The following is a 15,880-nucleotide window of genomic DNA, read 5'->3' as shown; positions in this document are numbered from 1 at the left end:
AATGTAGTTTGTCTTGGAAGGAAAAAAAGACTTTTCAATAGTTAACTAAGCCCCCTTATTCACGTAGACCCTGTCCTACACTGGTAGGATTAAACCAGAACGGCTCCCCGCGCCGACGAGGTAACTAATTTGGCGTACTGGGCCAAGAGACCCGTCTTGTACCTAGGCTCAGGGGGTATCCAATCCTTTGCTCTACTCTTAAGTTCCTGTTCCGAGAGTTCCACGTCGAGTCTACCCTTCTCGCCATCTATCACAATGATGTCGCCATCCCTGATAAGCGCTATGGGACCACCTACTGCTGCCTCAGGGGCTACGTGTCCTACCATGAGACCCCTGGTTGCTCCCGAGAACCTACCGTCAGTGACCAGGGCAACCTTTTCTCCCAGTCCCTGTCCCACTATTGCGCTAGTAACTGCAAGCATTTCCCTCATACCTGGACCGCCCTTTGGACCCTCATACCTTATTACCACGACGTCTCCCTCATTTATCTTCTCCTTCAGCACTGTCTCGAATGCCTCCTCCTCCGAGTTGAACACCCTGGCCGGTCCCCTATGGTACTTGATCTTTGCTGCGGAAAGTTTCACCACAGAACCTTCGGGTGCTAAACTACCCTTCAAAATCCTTATTCCTCCTGCCGGAAGGAAGGGATTGGAGAGGTCTCTAACTATATGGTCGTGTTTAACCTCTGGTATCTTGTATTCAGACAAGTTTTGGGCCATGGTCTTTCCAGTTACCGTGATTGCGTCACCATGAATTAGTCCGCGATCCAATAGCTTCTTCAGGATAACGGGAGCCCCTCCAACTTTGTAGAGGTCAGCCATAACGTAGTCCCCACCGGGCTTCATGTTAACTATCTCTGGAACCTTCTTGCTTATTCTATCGAAGTCGTCTAAGGTTAGAGACACGCCTGCCTCATGGGCTATGGCCAAAAGGTGGAGGACTCCGTTTGTGGAACCTCCGCTGGCCATGAGTAGGGCAATCCCGTTCTCAAAGGCCTCAAAGGTTAGGATGTCCCTAGGCTTGAGACCAATCTCCATAACCTTCATTAATGTTCTACCTGTCTCCTTGGCGAACTTGGTTCTATCGGAGCTCACTGCTGGAGGTGCTGAGCTTCCAGGAAGTGAAAGTCCGAGGGCCTCAGATAACATTGCCATTGTATTAGCTGTGTATAACCCTCCACATGCACCAGGCCCGGGAATAGCGTTGTCTTCCATGATCCTAAGATCTTCCGCGGTTATCTTCCCAGCAGAGAAAGCTCCCACTGCCTCATACACGTCTCCAATCGCTATATCCCTACCCCTGAAATTCCCTGGCAAGGTAGTTCCCCCATACATGTAAACCGAGGGTATGTTCAGTCTGGCCATTGACATCATGAGGCCTGGTTGGGTCTTGTCACATCCACCTAGTGCCACAAACCCGTCGTAACCGTGCCCATTCACAGTTAGCTCCACAGTGTTCGCAATCACTTCCCTGCTCACCAGAGAGTACTTCATACTCTCGCTTCCCATGGCTATTCCATCTATTAGGACAGGGGCCGTGAAAGTCCTGGGAGTACCGCCAAGTTCCCTTATGCCCTCCTTCACCACCTGAGACAGGCCCAGGAGATGAATATTGCAGGGGCCAGCCTCATTCCAGGCCACTGCAACTCCCACGAGCGGTTTAGAAATATCATCGTCTGTTAGACCCATTGCCTTAAGGAAGGCTCTATTCGGTGCCTTCTCGTAACCACCATAAACCTTGTTAGATCTCGATTTGTCGTACATACGGAATAGGATAATGTTTTAAAGGTATTTAACAGTTGATTCTTGGCAAATGATTAGATTGGTCTTTACTGAAGGGTGAGGACTGCACGTCAGGATGATCGGGCTCCTCTACATGAAAGGTTTGTGAACATTAGATCCCTCAATCCGATTAAACTATACTGGGAATTTTGAACGCGTTCTTAAAACGGTCCAGCATAACTAAGTATGAATTGACTGAGATAGCTACTCTTGGCGGAGGATGTTTTTGGTGCACCGAGGCAGTATTCTCTAGGGTTAAGGGAGTCGTGAAGGTAGAACCAGGTTACGCAGGTGGATGGGTTCCCAACCCCACTTACGAACAGGTGTGTTCTGATACCACGGGTCATGCAGAGGTTGTTCAGATCGAGTTTGATCCAAATGTGATCACGTACAGGGAACTGCTTGAGATCTTCTTTGAAATACACGATCCCATGACCAAAAATAGGCAAGGAAACGACGTCGGTAGCCAGTACAGATCCATCATTCTATACCACGACGAACAACAGAGAAGCGTTGCCCTCGAGGTAATAGGTGAACTAAACAGGACCAAGTTTAATGGAAAGATCGTCACTGAAGTTGTTCCCTACACAGGTTTCTATAGGGCCGAGGACTACCACTTTAGGTTTTACGACAGAAATAGGGACTATCCCTACTGCAGGTATGTAATTAGCCCGAAGGTGAAGAAGTTGATCGAGCATTTTCCCTCAATGGTGAGAATGAGAGAAAGCTAGTAAATTGTTGTTCTACCAGCTTCCTCAACGAAGGGTAACACAAGCTTATCGTTGGCCTTTCCTGCCACTATTAAACCAAGCTTGTCCAACACCGGCTCGCTTGTTAACTCCCCGTTGAAGAGGAACCCGTTGAAGGGCACAACGACAACGTGGTCAAATTCCGGAACTAGGGACTTTATTTGTTCCAGCTGTTGAATGAATTTATCAGGGAATGGGTTGGCCTTATTCAACACGAGTATCTTCTTGGTGGGCCAGTCCCAGGTCTCGAGTTTAATAAAGGGAAACTCTGTGACCAAGATGGTCAGGTCCTGTGAGCCATCTATGGCTGAAGGCTTTATATCGTAGATAATGTAGTGAGGTTTCGGATCTCTTCTAAATCCTATTTTCTTTAGATAGTTCCCTCCGATCCCGTTATCGGAAAGGTCCTTGAACTCAACCCTGAATCCCATTATCTTCAACCTGTACATGAGATAAAGCGCAACGATAGTCTTGCCTGTTCCTCCTTTTCTACCAGTCACATATACCTTCATCTGATTTCACCAAAGTACTTCATACAATCCAGGGGGAAATGGCTACTCCTCATCTTGAGGCCAATCATTACATCGAACATCTCCCGCTTATTCACAGGCACGAAAATTGAGCCTAAGGGTCTACAGAACAGCTCCCATGAGTCCACTGTAACTTGTCCCTTCTCAACTTCCTTAATCTTAACCACGGCCATATCGGTCATCCACTTGTTGGGTCTGATTAGATACTCCTCGTCCCTTATCTCTCCGTTCACCTCTCCCACAGACAAGGTTTCCTTCTGATACTTGAATTGAACGAAGGTAGTCTTTTTTAGGAAATAGGCCAAAACTCCGGTTCTAGGATCTGTTATGGGAAAATCGCGTCCTATTACGAACTGACCCTCCTTAGGTTCAAGGGCTTGGCTAACGCTGACCATTGTATCCATGTTCCACGTGGGTTCCTTGGGATCCCAAATCAACGCAACGTTAGGCAGGGTGAGGGTTTCTTCCCTCCTAACTCTAGGTTCAACCGAGAAAGGGAACCCCTCAATGGAAGTCCGGATCCCGCTTTCCCTCAGCCCACCGCCCACCTCCAGTGTCTCCTTAAGGGTGGAGGGTAATGGATAGAGAGTAACCTCCCTAAAAGATCTCAGTTTGCTAAGAACTATGGAAGTGTCGTTTACGTCCATTATAACCTCGATTTTTTTGTCCAAACTCCAGGATGACACGCTAGTTAGCTCGGACGCGTATTTTTTATTTAGCATGTTTGACAAATATTTTACTTCTAACGCTTATATGCTTTGTTGGTAGTTTCTAGGGTACCTTTCCATATCTGGTACCTATAATATTACTTTATCAATTTTTAGTAATGTGTTCCTTAATTGGGCAAACTTTAATCATTATTAAGTTAGTCGAGTCGGTCAGGGAACTTATCGTATAGTCATGGCTCACAAAGCATCCTTCCTAAACATGGGAGATTCTCGACTAAATAACTTGAAAATTGTGTTGGTTTTATGTCTATTAGGCTCATTTAACCGAGTATCAGAAAGCATAAAATATACATTAAAATACTCATATGACCGGAGTTAAATGAATTTTTTAGAAGCCAGTCCTTTTTAACTATATAATAAGTTTATAATTTTAAATGTAGCAGACTATGTGACGTGATAGCATGCCCTACAAGGAAACGCCGAAGATGATGATAATACGTGGGCTACTGCAAGTTATCGTGGTCTATATTCTTTGCAGATATGGCGACATGTACGGATATCAAATCAAACTTCACATCGAGAAGCTACACAAGAAGAAGATTCCCCATGGAGTAATGTATACTACCCTTAAGAGGATGGTAAAGAACGGATTGTTATCGCCCTATACAAAGGAAGGAAAAACCTTTTACAAGGTAACTCCTGACGGAAGAGATTTTCTCAGGAATCATCTTTACATTCTAGACAACGTTGATGAAATAATAAGGGAGATCCTTGGTTATTGTTCAGTTGCGTTTGAAAAACAGGATTTAGGAAAAGAATAAATAAATCCATTGGTCATAAACAAATCATGATATCAAATCCAACTCTCAAGAATTACCTGGGTTTGGATTATGGTAAAGTAACGGATTATCTAGTTAACAAACTTAGGGACTACATTCGCGATTCCGGAAAGAAAGGAGGAGTTGTGGGGGTTAGCGGCGGGGTCGACTCCGCCGTCACTGCCACACTGCTTTCTAGGGCAACTCAAAACTTCTACTTTCTAATTATGCCCTCAAATAGCACCCCACATCAGGACCTCGAGGACGCATTATACCTAACTGAGATGCTAAATGGAAAAGACAAGAGAACCATTATCTCAATTGATAACATTGTAGAAAACTTTTCCGACGTCGTGAACACTCGAGACAAACTCATCGTGGGAAACATAAAGGCCAGGACTAGAATGATCCTTCTTTACGCATTTGCGCAGAAGATGGACTATCTCGTTGTAGGAACAGGGGACAAATCTGAGCTCCTCCTGGGGTATTTCACAAAATATGGTGATGGGGGAGTGGATGTCTTGCCCATAGGGGATCTATTTAAGACTCAAGTGAGGAAACTAGGGGAATACCTCAAGCTACCCTCTAGGATCGTCAGTAAACCTAGCTCGCCAGCTTTGTGGGAAGGTCAGACTGCAGAGGGAGAACTTGGCGTGTCCTATGAGGTTGCCGATCCCATACTCTACCTGCTGGATAAGGGGAAGAGCGACCTGGAGATAACCTCAGAGCTAGGAGTAAATCCCGACCTCGTTAGAAAGATCCGATCAATGGTTGAGAGATCCAAACATAAGAGATTACCTCCTGAGATCTTCAAGTTGCCTTGAGTAGGTACTGGCTCACTCAGTGAACTGAAATCTTTAAATTCCATTAACGCACAATAATGTTGTGATTTCACAGAAAAGCGATATTTTCCGTTTCCTGGTTCTCATTTTGATAATCATCCTATTGCTAGTATCACTTGTGTTTCCTTTAGCTATCTTTGGTGCAATCCTCCTCTCTAGTTTTGGTCTGTTTCTAAGTAAGACTTTCATTCCTATTACACTATTTATGCTGATGTTGTTAGCATTACATGGAGACTTTTATTTGATAGGTATTATTCTTATCATAGGCTTTTTAGTACTAAACTTTTTAAAATACTTTCAAAGAAATCCATTCTAATTTCATCTTACACTCTAGTTTAATTAACAAGATTTTCTTGAATTTTAATGCCGTTCTACAGGATTTAATATCGTTTCTAATGCTTAGGATTAAGATATACATCACCAAGTTATGCTTATGATGAGGAAATTAGACGAGGTAATGAGCGGAAAAGGTTGGGATACCAGAAGAAAAATACTAGAGGAATTATATATGAGACCAACTACTGCATACAGTTTAGCTAAAAAGCTAGAATTAAATTACTCAACGGTTAGATATCATCTGGATCTGCTCGAAAGGAGCGGTTTGGTAAACCATCAGAAGAGGGGATCAAGGCAAGTCTACGTTGCAACTAAGAACGTTGAGGTACTGAAAATAATTTAAGCTACTAGAAACTGAACCATTTTTTGTGAACTTTTCGATAACGTTTATGCTGATTTACGTTGTTGCGTTGGGGTTAGGGAAGGTACTTAGGAAGTCATTCCCGAAGCTAGGCGATGCTGTAGTCCTAGTTCTGATTTTCTCAATAGCTCTGTGGGGAGGCTCACAGGTCATATCTGGAAGTATCTTATCTGGGATTGTACTGGATTCGGTGATTCTCTCAGTCTTTGTTGTATTGATCACTTTCGCCGTGGGACTGACGTTCAATAAAAAGGTTAATGTTAAGGGCAAAATAAGCCTAGTTTACACTCAACTGAAGTACGGAGCACCCTTAGTACTGGGGCTATCTGTGGGGTTCTTGGTTAAACCTTCCCTTGACTATTCCCAGATTATAGTATACGAACTTTACATTCTAGCATTGGTGATCGGATTCAATATAGGAAGCGAGATTAAGTTCAGGGCGATTTTACACGTAACTAGGGAGGCCCTTGTTACTACCTTAGTGGTAATTATAGGAGCAGTGGTTTGTGCCCTAGCCTCCTTTGGACTGGGCCTATTACCTAACCTGAAGTTGGCCCTGGTGATGTTCTTGGGAGCAGGTTGGTATAGCTATACGGGACCTATCGTTTCCACTTACTACGGTCCAGTTTACGGGGTAATTGCTTTCCTAACAAATTTTTTCAGGGAACAGCTGGCCTTTCTAGTGGTTCCAGTTCTGGTCAAGGCGAGGCCTAACCCCTATTCTGCTATTGCCATAGGAGGAGCGACTTCCATGGATACAACCCTAGGCTTATATTCCTCCATCTTTACGGGAGAGTACTCGGTAAGTGCAATGATGAGCGGTGCCCTACTTACCTTGATTATTCCCGTCATGTTACCCTTGGTTCTTGCCCTTTGATGGTATCAGAGATCTCAAACAATATTTTAATCTATGATTATAATTCATTAACCATGAGTTATGTTGTAGTTTCAGGATCAAGTTACTGTACGTTTTCAAGCGTGTTAGATTGCCCTACGATAAGGTGTGAGGTGTAGGGAATGGAGACTCGGAACGAGACTGTTCTTAGGATCTTCGAGTCCGACTTTTACATTAACGAGATGGTAAAGGTCTGGGAGGAGGGAAAGAAGTGGGCCGATTGGATAGCAGAACTCGCTAGCCGTTATGGTCTAGGCAAAAGGGTTCTTGATGTTCCCTGCGGGGTAGGTAGGGTAAGTTCTTATCTAGTCTCACAAAAATTTGAGGTTACTGGAGTTGACATCTCGGACAGAATGTTGGAGATTGCCAAAAAGAATGTTCCTAACGCGAAATTTATCAAGGGCGACATGAGAAAGCTCAGCGAGATCTTAGGGAATGAGAAGTACGACATAGTCGTAAACCTGTTTAACAGTCTAGGTTATTACAACGAAGAGGACGACATGGACATTCTCTTCTCTATCAAGTCAGTTACAAGGGGAATAGCAGTACTCAATCTGGATAACAGGGACTACGTCATTTTTAACATGCCCGAGATCAGGTATTCCTATGTCCCGCCTTACATGGTTGTTGACACCTCCAGGTTTGAGCCCACAACCTCCAGAGTTGAGGTGATAAGGAAGTATCTGGATAGCAAGGGTAATGAGGTAGGATCGTTGGAGTACAGTCAAAGGTACTATAGTCTTCACGAAGTAGTCAAGATGGCGAAAAGGGCTGGATTCAAGGTGGTGGATGTGCTCTCAGGTTACTCATGGAAGCCCTTCGAGATAGGAGATCCGCAGATGACACTAGTGTTGTCGACTTCCTAGTTTGCAAGCTCCCATGAGTATCTGAGAACGCGTAACCATTCCTCCCAGGTTAGCCTTCCCGTTCTGGTATTCAGGGGGCTAGGGTGATAACTTCCCACGAGGTAAATTCCCTTGTTTGATATTACCTTAAGGTGGGCAAAGCTTTCCTTAATCCCCAGAACTAGGGAAACAGACCTGAAGGCCACACTACCGAGGGCCAGAATCGCCTTGAGCTCCCTCAGCAGTTCCACTGTCTCCCTGAGATGAGTGGAGCAGTTTACTATCTCCTGAGTTCTCACCATGTTCTTGGGAGGTGCACAACTCACGGCGTTGGTGAGGAATACCCCCTTCAGGACCAGTCCATCATCTCTGCTTACACCTTCCCTTAGGTTAGATAGACCGAGTTCGTAAAGTCCTCCGATGACCCATTTCCCCGTTTCATCCCCTGTGAATGGTCTCCCCGTTCTATTTCCTCCATGGGCGGCTGGAGCCAATCCCACGATAAGTAGTTTGGCCTTAGGGTCTCCAAATCCTGGAACGGGTTTTCCCCAGTATTCTTGGTTAAACTTTCTTCTATTGAGGGCAACGTCCTCGGCAAAAGCCCTTAACCTCGGGCAAAGATTACAGGCTGGAAGTGCCCTGTTTAGTTCCGAAATATCTGCGTATTTCATTCAGGATATCTTCCCTCACTCTGTCCCTATTAACTGGTGTTAGTTCATACCTTTTGCCCTCGATATTCATGGACCTATGAACCGAAGCAACTACGGGTTTATTCGAGGATAGGACGCCTTGTATTAGGTTCCAAAGATCTCCTATTTTCTTCTCCATAGGCCCAATTTCATCCATTATTACAAGGTCAGCTACCTCCAGCCTCTGCTTAACCTGCGGTAGAAGAGGAAGTGAATCTACTATGAAATATCTACCCACCCTCTCCTTTCCGATGGGTTTGGTTGAGGCTAGGGGACACGAACCGTCACCTATTACTGTGAACAAGAATCCAGTTCTCTCTCCCCTCTCCCTTACCTCCTCTGTGTAGAAACCAGCTATTTTTAGTTCCCTCAACTCGTTCACCAGACCTTTGATAAGGGTAGTTTTTCCCACTCCCGGTCTACCCGTAATGAATAACCTTAGGGGATTTTCTTTGAACCAAGGACTATTTTGCATATTTCTCTAGTCTAAGAGTATTCTGCGGAAAAGGTTTTTGTACCTATGTCCTAGATATGATATTTAATCAAGGTAGGGAAATTGAGTATTTTACAGGTAATCTCAGATCCGAAGGTGCCCAAAGTAAAGTGCTCGTTAATAGACTCCACAGGAACTGAAAGGAGCATTATGACGATCTTCCTTCAGGACAATGGAATTCACGTTCACAAGGAACTTGAAAATGATCACTATATTATCCCTCCTGTTCCCCAGATAGGTGCACTGATCAGGGAAGTCATAGAGGAGGTAGCCGAGGAACTCAACGCCAATGCCATTGTTTTTAGATATGGGGATGAAGAGGCCGAGGAGGTAGACGACCTAGTACTCAGTGACGCGTGGTACGATATTGAGCGCCTAGCCCTAGCAGCTTCGAAACATGCTGCCCTTTCTGAGGAAATAGATGCGAAGGTCATTCTGGGAATCATTAAGTTCTCGTCCTTCATCTACGCTGCCACAGCCATCAGGAAAGAGGATACCTTTCCCCTACTTCAGATCTATATGGATGCGTCAACTGACTTTCCCCTAATAAAAATTTACAACGAATTAGGGCAATTAGTGGAGGAGAGAAGGGAAAAGGTAGAGGACTTTGAGACCTACGTGAAGTCCCTAGTTTCCTCCGAGGATATGACCGTGATCTACAGAGAATCGGCAATGGATATCCCTTCCCCCAAAGAAATTACCACGGAGGACGGTTCCAAGTACTATGTGGCCGTCCTATTCAAGTACTTCTTAGGTTTTCTGCCCTCCTCTTCCGTCACTGAGGTGACCAGCAGAAAGATCCCTGTTAAGGGTAAGAGAAAACTGGTAAAAACCTTGAGGGCCCTCCTTTACCTTGAAAAATTAAGTGAGGAAGGTGGGGTAGAGATAGTTATTGGCAGTCATGCTGTTCCTTTAAATCAACTCCTTGATGAGCTGAGCAAGCTTTCCGAGAGAGCCAAGGCAACCCTTACTAGAAGGAAACTCATGTACGAGCTAGAAAAGGTTTTTGAGGAACCGCTAGTTAGGGAGCTAAGGAATTACAAGCCAGAGTATTCTTCAGGAGACGTCTACCTAGGAATAAGGGTAATTCCTGTGGGTTTCATTGTGGTGGCGAGGAACAAGGAGGAGTTTGATCATGCCATCCAGAGAATATCCAATGGGCCAACTTCGGACGGATACGAGATACTGGATGAGCTAGTGAAGAAGTCCGTATCAGGATACTTCATTGGCTACCTCATGACCCTTGAAGAAGCGTTAATAATCTACACTGATATTACATCTGAGCTGATGAGAAGTGACAAATGAGGTTTTCATGCAGGTTTTATCCATAAGGTTTCTCCCTCAATGGTGGCCCCTAAGTAAAGGGGAGAGGGCGAAGATCCTCGGATTGGTCAAAGAAGTTGAGGAGCAGGAGGGCAAGAACTTCATTTCCATTAGGAGATATGCCTCCATAAACCGTTCCTCTTCCTTGGTTTACTGGTTGTCCAGTGAAACCACCACCCCTCTTGTGAAGTTCAGGTCATCCCTTCTCTCTGCCCTCAGAGGGTATGCTGACGAGGACGTGTTACTTTTCTCGGTGTTCAGGCCATCCCCTTACACTAGGGGTAACTTCAACCCCAAGGACGTGCTTAACTCTCCTCCCCTGAAGTATTTCGTCGCCTACCCCATGAAAAAGGACGTTGAATGGTACCTAATTCCCTTCCAAGAGAGGGAGGAGATCATGAGGGAGCACATAAAGGTCGCTAGGGAGCATCCAGGGAACAAGGGGATAAGATCCTACACAACTTACTCCTTTGGAATAGCGGACTACGAGTTTGTGGTGATTTACGAAATCCCGTCCCTACCTGAGTGGATAGAGGTCGTCGAGGCACTTAGGGAAGTTAGAGCTAGGAAGTGGATAACCAAGGAGGAACCCCTAGTAACTGGGGAGCTCATGGACCTAGAATTCCTTTACTCTTGAGGTAGTATATCCCTATTAACGTCTTAGCGTCCTGTATAGCTCCCTCGTTCATCAATTTCTCGACTTGACTAAACTCCATAGGTCTTACCTCAATCACCTCGTAATCCTCTGGCTTGGCCCCCACGTACCTCAAATCTCTCGCAAGGTATAGTCTCATCACTTCGGTGGTTATACCTGGTGACGGGTAAAAGGACATCACCTCAGTAATGGATCCTGCCTCATAGCCTGTCTCCTCGACTAGTTCTCTCTTCGCGGTAGATAGTGGATCCTCTCCCTCCTCGACAGAGCCTGCAGGCAATTCGTAAATCCACTTCCCGATCACTGGTCTATATTGATAGATCATGACGATCTTGTCCTCAAGTAGCGGGAGGAGAACCACCGACCCCCTGTGTTTAATATACTCCAGTTGTCTCTCCCGTCCGTTTGGTAGGGGTACTTTCTCCACATACACCTCAAATTTCTTTCCCGAGAAAATTCTCATGGGTTAGTCCACGATCTCTGTCTAAAGTATCTTTCTACCCTAAGGTAGAGTTTTTCCCAGTCAATCTTGAATAGTACGACTCCCAATATCACGAAAATCACGGATGAGATCACACCGAGCTCCACAGGAGATATCTTGATAATTTTGCCAATCTGAAGTAAGCCTTCTGACTCAATCCCTATTTCCAACGAGCTCTTGAGGACCTTCGACGGAATCGTTATCTCCAGCATCTTGAGAAGAGATGCCTTTCCGGCCCCACCTATCAGAAAGACGAAATCGTCAAATGGAAAGAACGGCATTACTGCAGTGATGAAGATCGCTAAATAGAAGGACCTCCCCTTAATTATTCTGTGAAAGAAACTCACATTTCTGTTATCCCTGAGTTTAGTTCCAACCCCGTACCCTATCCCATACATGACGCTCTTTGCCACCCCTGCACCTATCCCAGAGGCGACAACAACTTCCGCAAAGTTCAGGGGGGTTAGTCCAAATTTTAGAAGGATAGTGGAAGATATTACAGTATAGGGAGCACCAAAGAATGGGGTGGCATTGGAGGCGAAGGAGATGGCAAAGATTAGAGCTAGATAGTAATAATCCATAGATAACACGGGGGTAGTCGCCTTATTTACCTTATGGAAACAAATAATTAACTAATGAAGCTTGTCGTCAACATGGATCCAGACATGTTAAATTCCAAGCTCATTGCCTTAAATGTAGACGGTAAACCTATAATGGACTTTCAGCATACCGTGTATGGAGAGAAGGATAAGAAAATAATCCTAGAGATAGGCGGTCTTTATAGTAAGGGTGAACATACTCTAGAACTTCTACTAGAGAAAGGGTTATACAAGAGATACAAGTTTGTCCTATAAACTGTTGATGTATTCAAGGAGTATAGAGGTTTTAACTCGTTCTTGAAGTGACCTAAATGTTGGATTCGTCGAAAAGGTTTAAATGAAGAATTAGACTTTTTTCATGCATGTGTCTATTCTGTAGTATTATCTCAGGGGCTGAACATGGATATTTTGTCTACAGGGATAATGAAATTTCAGCCATTCTGGACAAATATCCCTCGGCACCTGGTCATACCTTGGTCATGCCAAATCGGCACTATAATGACCTACTAGTTACCGATCCAGCTCTTTTAACACCTATTGTACAAAAGACTGTCCTAATAGCGAAGGCAATAAAGGAAGTATTAAACGCCTCTGGTGTCAGAATATTGACCAATATTGGAAGAAGTTCAGGCCAAGTTATATTTCACACTCATATACATATCATTCCAAGTTGGGAGGTCACCCCCTCGGTATTTTCTAACTTTGAGCCAAGAAGAGTTCAAGACCAATCATACTATGAGTCATTGCAAAAAGTTATAAGTCAATATATCAAAACTAGCTTTGAGAAGGAAATTAATTAAGGTGAAACCTTTGGGTATTAGAGAAGAGCTTGAGGGTCGATTTGGCGACAGTTTCTCAGATTCGTTGGTGGAACGTTTCTCCCATACAGCGGATATGGGTTTTGTACCCCAATTAGTTTGGACTGGAATGAAAATTAACATTATCCCCGACTACGTGGTCTATCCCAGAAATGTCGAAGATCTAATTGACCTAGTGAGGATAGCCAATAAGTATAACGTACCCATAACCCCATACGGCAGGGGTACAAACAGATATGGAAACGCCATACCTGCAGATGGCGGGATAGTAGTTGATTTCTCTAAACTGGACAAAATACAAATAGACGACGTTAATAAGATCGCCGTGATTGAGGCAGGGGCCACATGGAAGTTCGTGGATATAGCTGCTCAGGCCAAGGGACTTCAGCTTAGAACGTTCCCATCCTCGTACGACTCCACAGTGGGAGGAGGAGTAGCGGGTGATGCCTTAGGAGTTGGATCTTATCAATACGGGTATATCTGCGACAACGTAGCGTTTGTAGAGATGGTAAATCCCAAGGGAGAGCTAGTTAGACTCGAGGGGAAAGATCTAGCCCTTGTATGTGGAGCCGAGGGTACGACAGGACTAATTTATAGGGTTGGAATGAGGTTAAGGCCGTTTTCGCCCACAGAATCCCTAGTCCTATCTTATGATAATTTTGAACAGGCATATAGGGGTATAGGAGAGTTCTATAGAGAATCTATCCCTGCTTGGCACATCCAGGTTAGAGGACCCGCAATATCCACTTACATTGCGGAGAACTTCAAGGCGTCCCTGGCCCCGGAAAAATGGAACATGGTTGTCCTTTACCCATCTAATGTTTCCTCAATAGTTGAGCCAAAACTGTATAAGGTTGCCCAAAATACTGGGGCTAAAACCTTTGAGGGCGAGTGGACTGGTTGGTGGTCCTTTAACCACGGTGTCAATGCTGCCCTTAGAACTAAGGGGCTCTTAATTCATCAACATGGTCTCATTCATTACACAAAGATAAAGGAGTTAGTTGATGGCATCCAGGACAATCTGGGTAAACTCGGGGATCTTACTCCTGATGGAGGGTTTGACCTAGATATAGACTTGGAGAGAAGGGAAACTCTCCTGGTAAACGCCTTCACGCAGGTTTCCCTTACTCCGACAGATAAGAAGATTCTCTTTGAACTGGCAAAGAATACGCTGATGATGGAGCAATACATTAAGGTCGGAGGGTCCATGCTATCTGTGGGGATATTCGTTCACAAGTACGCTAAGAATAGGCTAACTGCCATGGGTAAAGTGTTCCAGGAAATGGGCGTTGATAGATATGAGGTCATGAAGAAGTATAAGGAAGAGATGGATCCCAATGAGGTATTTAATCCTGGTAAGGTCTTTGAGCCAACCAAGAGGGCCAAGGAAGTTTTGGACATAGTGAGAAAGCAGAACGAGGCCATGAGATATAGGTTTGGGATAGGTTTCGCGAAGAGGATATCACCTGGTGGAGAGATAGAGGGTTACAGGGTAACCAAGAAGTATCTTGATGTGTTCACAGATTATGCCATAAAATGCATAGACTGTGCCATGTGCGTCACAGTTTGTCCACAGTATAGGCTTATTCCTCAATGGCCCTATGCCCCCAAGGGCATGTTCGATTTCACTAAAGGTCTAATTTCCATGTTCGAGCTCTACGGGAGGATTGACGTTCCTGATAGCGCCATTGCTGAGATCTCAGGATGTCATAAGTGCGGTCTATGTGACGGTGTTTGCCCGGCAAGAATTCCCATCTCATCAATGTTGATCAAACTGAGCTCCATGGTAGCTAGGAAGACCCCAGATGAGACAGTTACCGAGATCCCAATTCCCGAGAAGTATAAGGACGTCATATCAGATGACGCAGAGATTGGAGTGTGGCTAGGCAAATACCTAGCAGAGAATCCCTCAACAATGTTTGCCACCTTAGAGATGTTCAAGAAGCTAGGGCTTAAAGTTAAGGTATTCGGTACATCTATGGACAGCGGGTTTAATGACTATATTAGCGGAAACGGTAATGAATTGATCGAAAAGATAAAGAAAAATTCTGAGCATATAAATGTGGTCGAGCTTATCACAGTGTCTCCCGAAGATTACAAGACCTTTACTGAAGGATATCAGGAGTACTCGAGGCTAAGCGGAGTTAACCAGACCTTCGAGGTAGTACCACTAGATTTGAGGTTGCTGAAGTCCATGCAGATAGAAGGAAACGAGGAGTTGAACCTTCATGTCGCGTGCTTCTCTAACACCTATGCAGATGAGATATTGAAGAGACTCCGGGAGAAAGGGTTTAAGGTAAGGAAGGTTGAGGGGTGCTCTGGCGCAACATTGGAGAAGAACGTAGGAAAGAGGGCGGACATGATGGCAAAGGCTCTAGGCGAGAGGTATGGAACCTTGGTAACCCTATGTCCCCTAGCTGCAGTTAAGTTCAGGAGCGTAGGTGTAAACGCTAAAACACTCGTGGAATTCCTTGCAGAGAAGGTGGGAGCGGGAGTTAAGGTGGAACAAAAGATAGTAAAGATCCCTGACGCTGATAAAAATGCCATAATAAATGTATTGGTTCAGTCACTAACAGAAAGTCTAAAGAAGCGTGCGTCAGTGATAGCGGATACCGTGTCTTTCATGTCCTCAGGAATGGATGAGTACAAAAAGATAATAGAGCCTATAGTGACAGAGGCAATTGACGAGGCAACACCATCCGTCAAGAACGTCATAGTCTCCATGGCCTCCAGCAAGTATACAGGTAACGATGCCTCAGAGAAGGCACTTGTTCTGAATCAGTATTATAGGGAGTTCAATAGCATTCTAATGTCGTTAACCCTGGATACGGTTGTCTCTAGTGTTGTGTCCGAGGTAAAGTCAAAGTCTGTGGATGAGTTCTCGGAGAGAGATCTTGGGCTAGTCCTCCTGGAGCTATTGAGAGAGAAAATGGAGAGGATAAGGACAAACGTGGTGCAATAAAGGATTTTTACCGTGAGCCGTAGGTTATAATTATC

At 44.8% G+C, this 15,880-nt stretch carries 18 protein-coding genes; 11 read left to right on the top strand and 7 right to left on the bottom strand.

The window, feature by feature from the left end; all coding sequences use genetic code 11:
• Positions 1–89: 89 nt before the first annotated feature.
• Positions 90–1,763 carry a dihydroxy-acid dehydratase gene (gene ilvD / locus ACI49J_RS08075; protein WP_240255012.1) on the bottom strand — a complete coding sequence of 558 codons (1,674 nt, stop codon included), beginning with the start codon at positions 1,761–1,763 and terminating at the stop codon, positions 90–92.
• A gap of 209 nt (positions 1,764–1,972) precedes the next feature.
• On the opposite strand from ilvD, the gene msrA reads away from it, so the two are divergent.
• The gene (gene msrA, locus ACI49J_RS08070; RefSeq protein WP_240255014.1) at positions 1,973–2,512 is read left to right on the top strand and encodes a peptide-methionine (S)-S-oxide reductase MsrA; all 540 of its coding nucleotides are present in this window, start codon (positions 1,973–1,975) and stop codon (positions 2,510–2,512) included.
• Here msrA and ACI49J_RS08065 read toward each other — a convergent pair.
• Together ACI49J_RS08065 and ACI49J_RS08060 are read right to left on the bottom strand one after the other, a co-directional pair.
• Positions 2,509–3,042: a hypothetical protein gene (locus ACI49J_RS08065; RefSeq protein ID WP_240255016.1), complete on the bottom strand. Its 534-nt coding sequence runs from the start codon at positions 3,040–3,042 to the stop codon at positions 2,509–2,511. The two genes, msrA and ACI49J_RS08065, sit on opposite strands and share 4 nt — an antisense overlap.
• The gene (locus ACI49J_RS08060; protein ID WP_240255018.1) at positions 3,039–3,782 is read right to left on the bottom strand and encodes a hypothetical protein; all 744 of its coding nucleotides are present in this window, start codon (positions 3,780–3,782) and stop codon (positions 3,039–3,041) included. Before ACI49J_RS08060 ends, ACI49J_RS08065 begins: the two co-directional genes overlap by 4 nt.
• Before the next feature lie 407 nt (positions 3,783–4,189).
• On the opposite strand from ACI49J_RS08060, the gene ACI49J_RS08055 reads away from it, so the two are divergent.
• The 5 genes from ACI49J_RS08055 (at position 4,190) to ACI49J_RS08035 (ending at position 7,846) form a co-directional block, all read left to right on the top strand.
• Positions 4,190–4,549 (top strand): PadR family transcriptional regulator, encoded by a 360-nt coding sequence (locus ACI49J_RS08055; protein ID WP_240255020.1) that lies wholly within the window; start codon positions 4,190–4,192, stop codon positions 4,547–4,549.
• Positions 4,550–4,575: 26 nt separating this feature from the next.
• Entirely contained in the window at positions 4,576–5,370 is a 795-nt protein-coding gene (locus ACI49J_RS08050; RefSeq protein WP_240255022.1) for an NAD+ synthase, read from the top strand.
• 451 nt (positions 5,371–5,821) lie between these two features.
• On the top strand, positions 5,822–6,067 hold the full coding sequence (locus tag ACI49J_RS08045) for an ArsR/SmtB family transcription factor (protein WP_012020679.1): 246 nt from the start codon (positions 5,822–5,824) through the stop codon (positions 6,065–6,067).
• A 46-nt stretch (positions 6,068–6,113) separates the two neighbouring features.
• The gene (locus ACI49J_RS08040) at positions 6,114–6,962 is read left to right on the top strand and encodes a lysine exporter LysO family protein (RefSeq protein ID WP_240255024.1); all 849 of its coding nucleotides are present in this window, start codon (positions 6,114–6,116) and stop codon (positions 6,960–6,962) included.
• A 140-nt stretch (positions 6,963–7,102) separates the two neighbouring features.
• Positions 7,103–7,846: a bifunctional 2-polyprenyl-6-hydroxyphenol methylase/3-demethylubiquinol 3-O-methyltransferase UbiG gene (locus tag ACI49J_RS08035; protein WP_240255026.1), complete on the top strand. Its 744-nt coding sequence runs from the start codon at positions 7,103–7,105 to the stop codon at positions 7,844–7,846.
• Here the strand turns inward: ACI49J_RS08035 and ACI49J_RS08030 are convergent.
• Positions 7,843–8,496, bottom strand: coding sequence for a uracil-DNA glycosylase (locus ACI49J_RS08030; RefSeq protein WP_240255028.1), 654 nt, complete (start codon positions 8,494–8,496; stop codon positions 7,843–7,845). The two genes, ACI49J_RS08035 and ACI49J_RS08030, sit on opposite strands and share 4 nt — an antisense overlap.
• Positions 8,447–8,989 carry a nucleoside-triphosphatase gene (locus ACI49J_RS08025; RefSeq protein ID WP_240255030.1) on the bottom strand — a complete coding sequence of 181 codons (543 nt, stop codon included), beginning with the start codon at positions 8,987–8,989 and terminating at the stop codon, positions 8,447–8,449. Before ACI49J_RS08025 ends, ACI49J_RS08030 begins: the two co-directional genes overlap by 50 nt.
• A 114-nt stretch (positions 8,990–9,103) precedes the next feature.
• Here ACI49J_RS08025 and ACI49J_RS08020 point away from each other — a divergent pair, with 114 nt between their 5' ends.
• Together ACI49J_RS08020 and ACI49J_RS08015 are read left to right on the top strand one after the other, a co-directional pair.
• Complete coding sequence (locus ACI49J_RS08020) at positions 9,104–10,312, top strand: hypothetical protein (protein ID WP_240255032.1); 1,209 nt, start codon at positions 9,104–9,106, stop codon at positions 10,310–10,312.
• Between the two features lie 7 nt (positions 10,313–10,319).
• Positions 10,320–10,967 carry a chlorite dismutase family protein gene (locus ACI49J_RS08015; RefSeq protein WP_275691977.1) on the top strand — a complete coding sequence of 216 codons (648 nt, stop codon included), beginning with the start codon at positions 10,320–10,322 and terminating at the stop codon, positions 10,965–10,967.
• On the opposite strand, the gene ACI49J_RS08010 is transcribed toward ACI49J_RS08015, so the two are convergent.
• Positions 10,939–11,448 (bottom strand): NUDIX hydrolase, encoded by a 510-nt coding sequence (locus ACI49J_RS08010; RefSeq protein ID WP_240255036.1) that lies wholly within the window; start codon positions 11,446–11,448, stop codon positions 10,939–10,941. The two genes, ACI49J_RS08015 and ACI49J_RS08010, sit on opposite strands and share 29 nt — an antisense overlap.
• Positions 11,445–12,047: a hypothetical protein gene (locus ACI49J_RS08005; protein WP_240255037.1), complete on the bottom strand. Its 603-nt coding sequence runs from the start codon at positions 12,045–12,047 to the stop codon at positions 11,445–11,447. Before ACI49J_RS08005 ends, ACI49J_RS08010 begins: the two co-directional genes overlap by 4 nt.
• A gap of 54 nt (positions 12,048–12,101) precedes the next feature.
• On the opposite strand from ACI49J_RS08005, the gene ACI49J_RS08000 reads away from it, so the two are divergent.
• The 3 genes from ACI49J_RS08000 to ACI49J_RS07990 all read left to right on the top strand — a co-directional run bounded on the left by ACI49J_RS08000 (position 12,102) and on the right by ACI49J_RS07990 (position 15,845).
• Complete coding sequence (locus tag ACI49J_RS08000; RefSeq protein WP_048059999.1) at positions 12,102–12,320, top strand: hypothetical protein; 219 nt, start codon at positions 12,102–12,104, stop codon at positions 12,318–12,320.
• A 107-nt stretch (positions 12,321–12,427) separates the two neighbouring features.
• On the top strand, positions 12,428–12,865 hold the full coding sequence (locus ACI49J_RS07995; RefSeq protein WP_240255039.1) for an HIT family protein: 438 nt from the start codon (positions 12,428–12,430) through the stop codon (positions 12,863–12,865).
• A gap of 10 nt (positions 12,866–12,875) precedes the next feature.
• The gene (locus tag ACI49J_RS07990; RefSeq protein WP_342780676.1) at positions 12,876–15,845 is read left to right on the top strand and encodes an FAD-binding and (Fe-S)-binding domain-containing protein; all 2,970 of its coding nucleotides are present in this window, start codon (positions 12,876–12,878) and stop codon (positions 15,843–15,845) included.
• Positions 15,846–15,880 lie beyond the last annotated feature (35 nt).

The organism is Metallosphaera sp. D4-4 (assembly GCF_046245145.1).
GTDB classification, from domain to species: Archaea; Thermoproteota; Thermoprotei_A; order Sulfolobales; family Sulfolobaceae; genus Metallosphaera; species Metallosphaera sedula.
The sequence above is the reverse complement of the archived record's forward strand: the minus strand, read 5'-3'. Positions and strand labels throughout refer to the sequence as shown.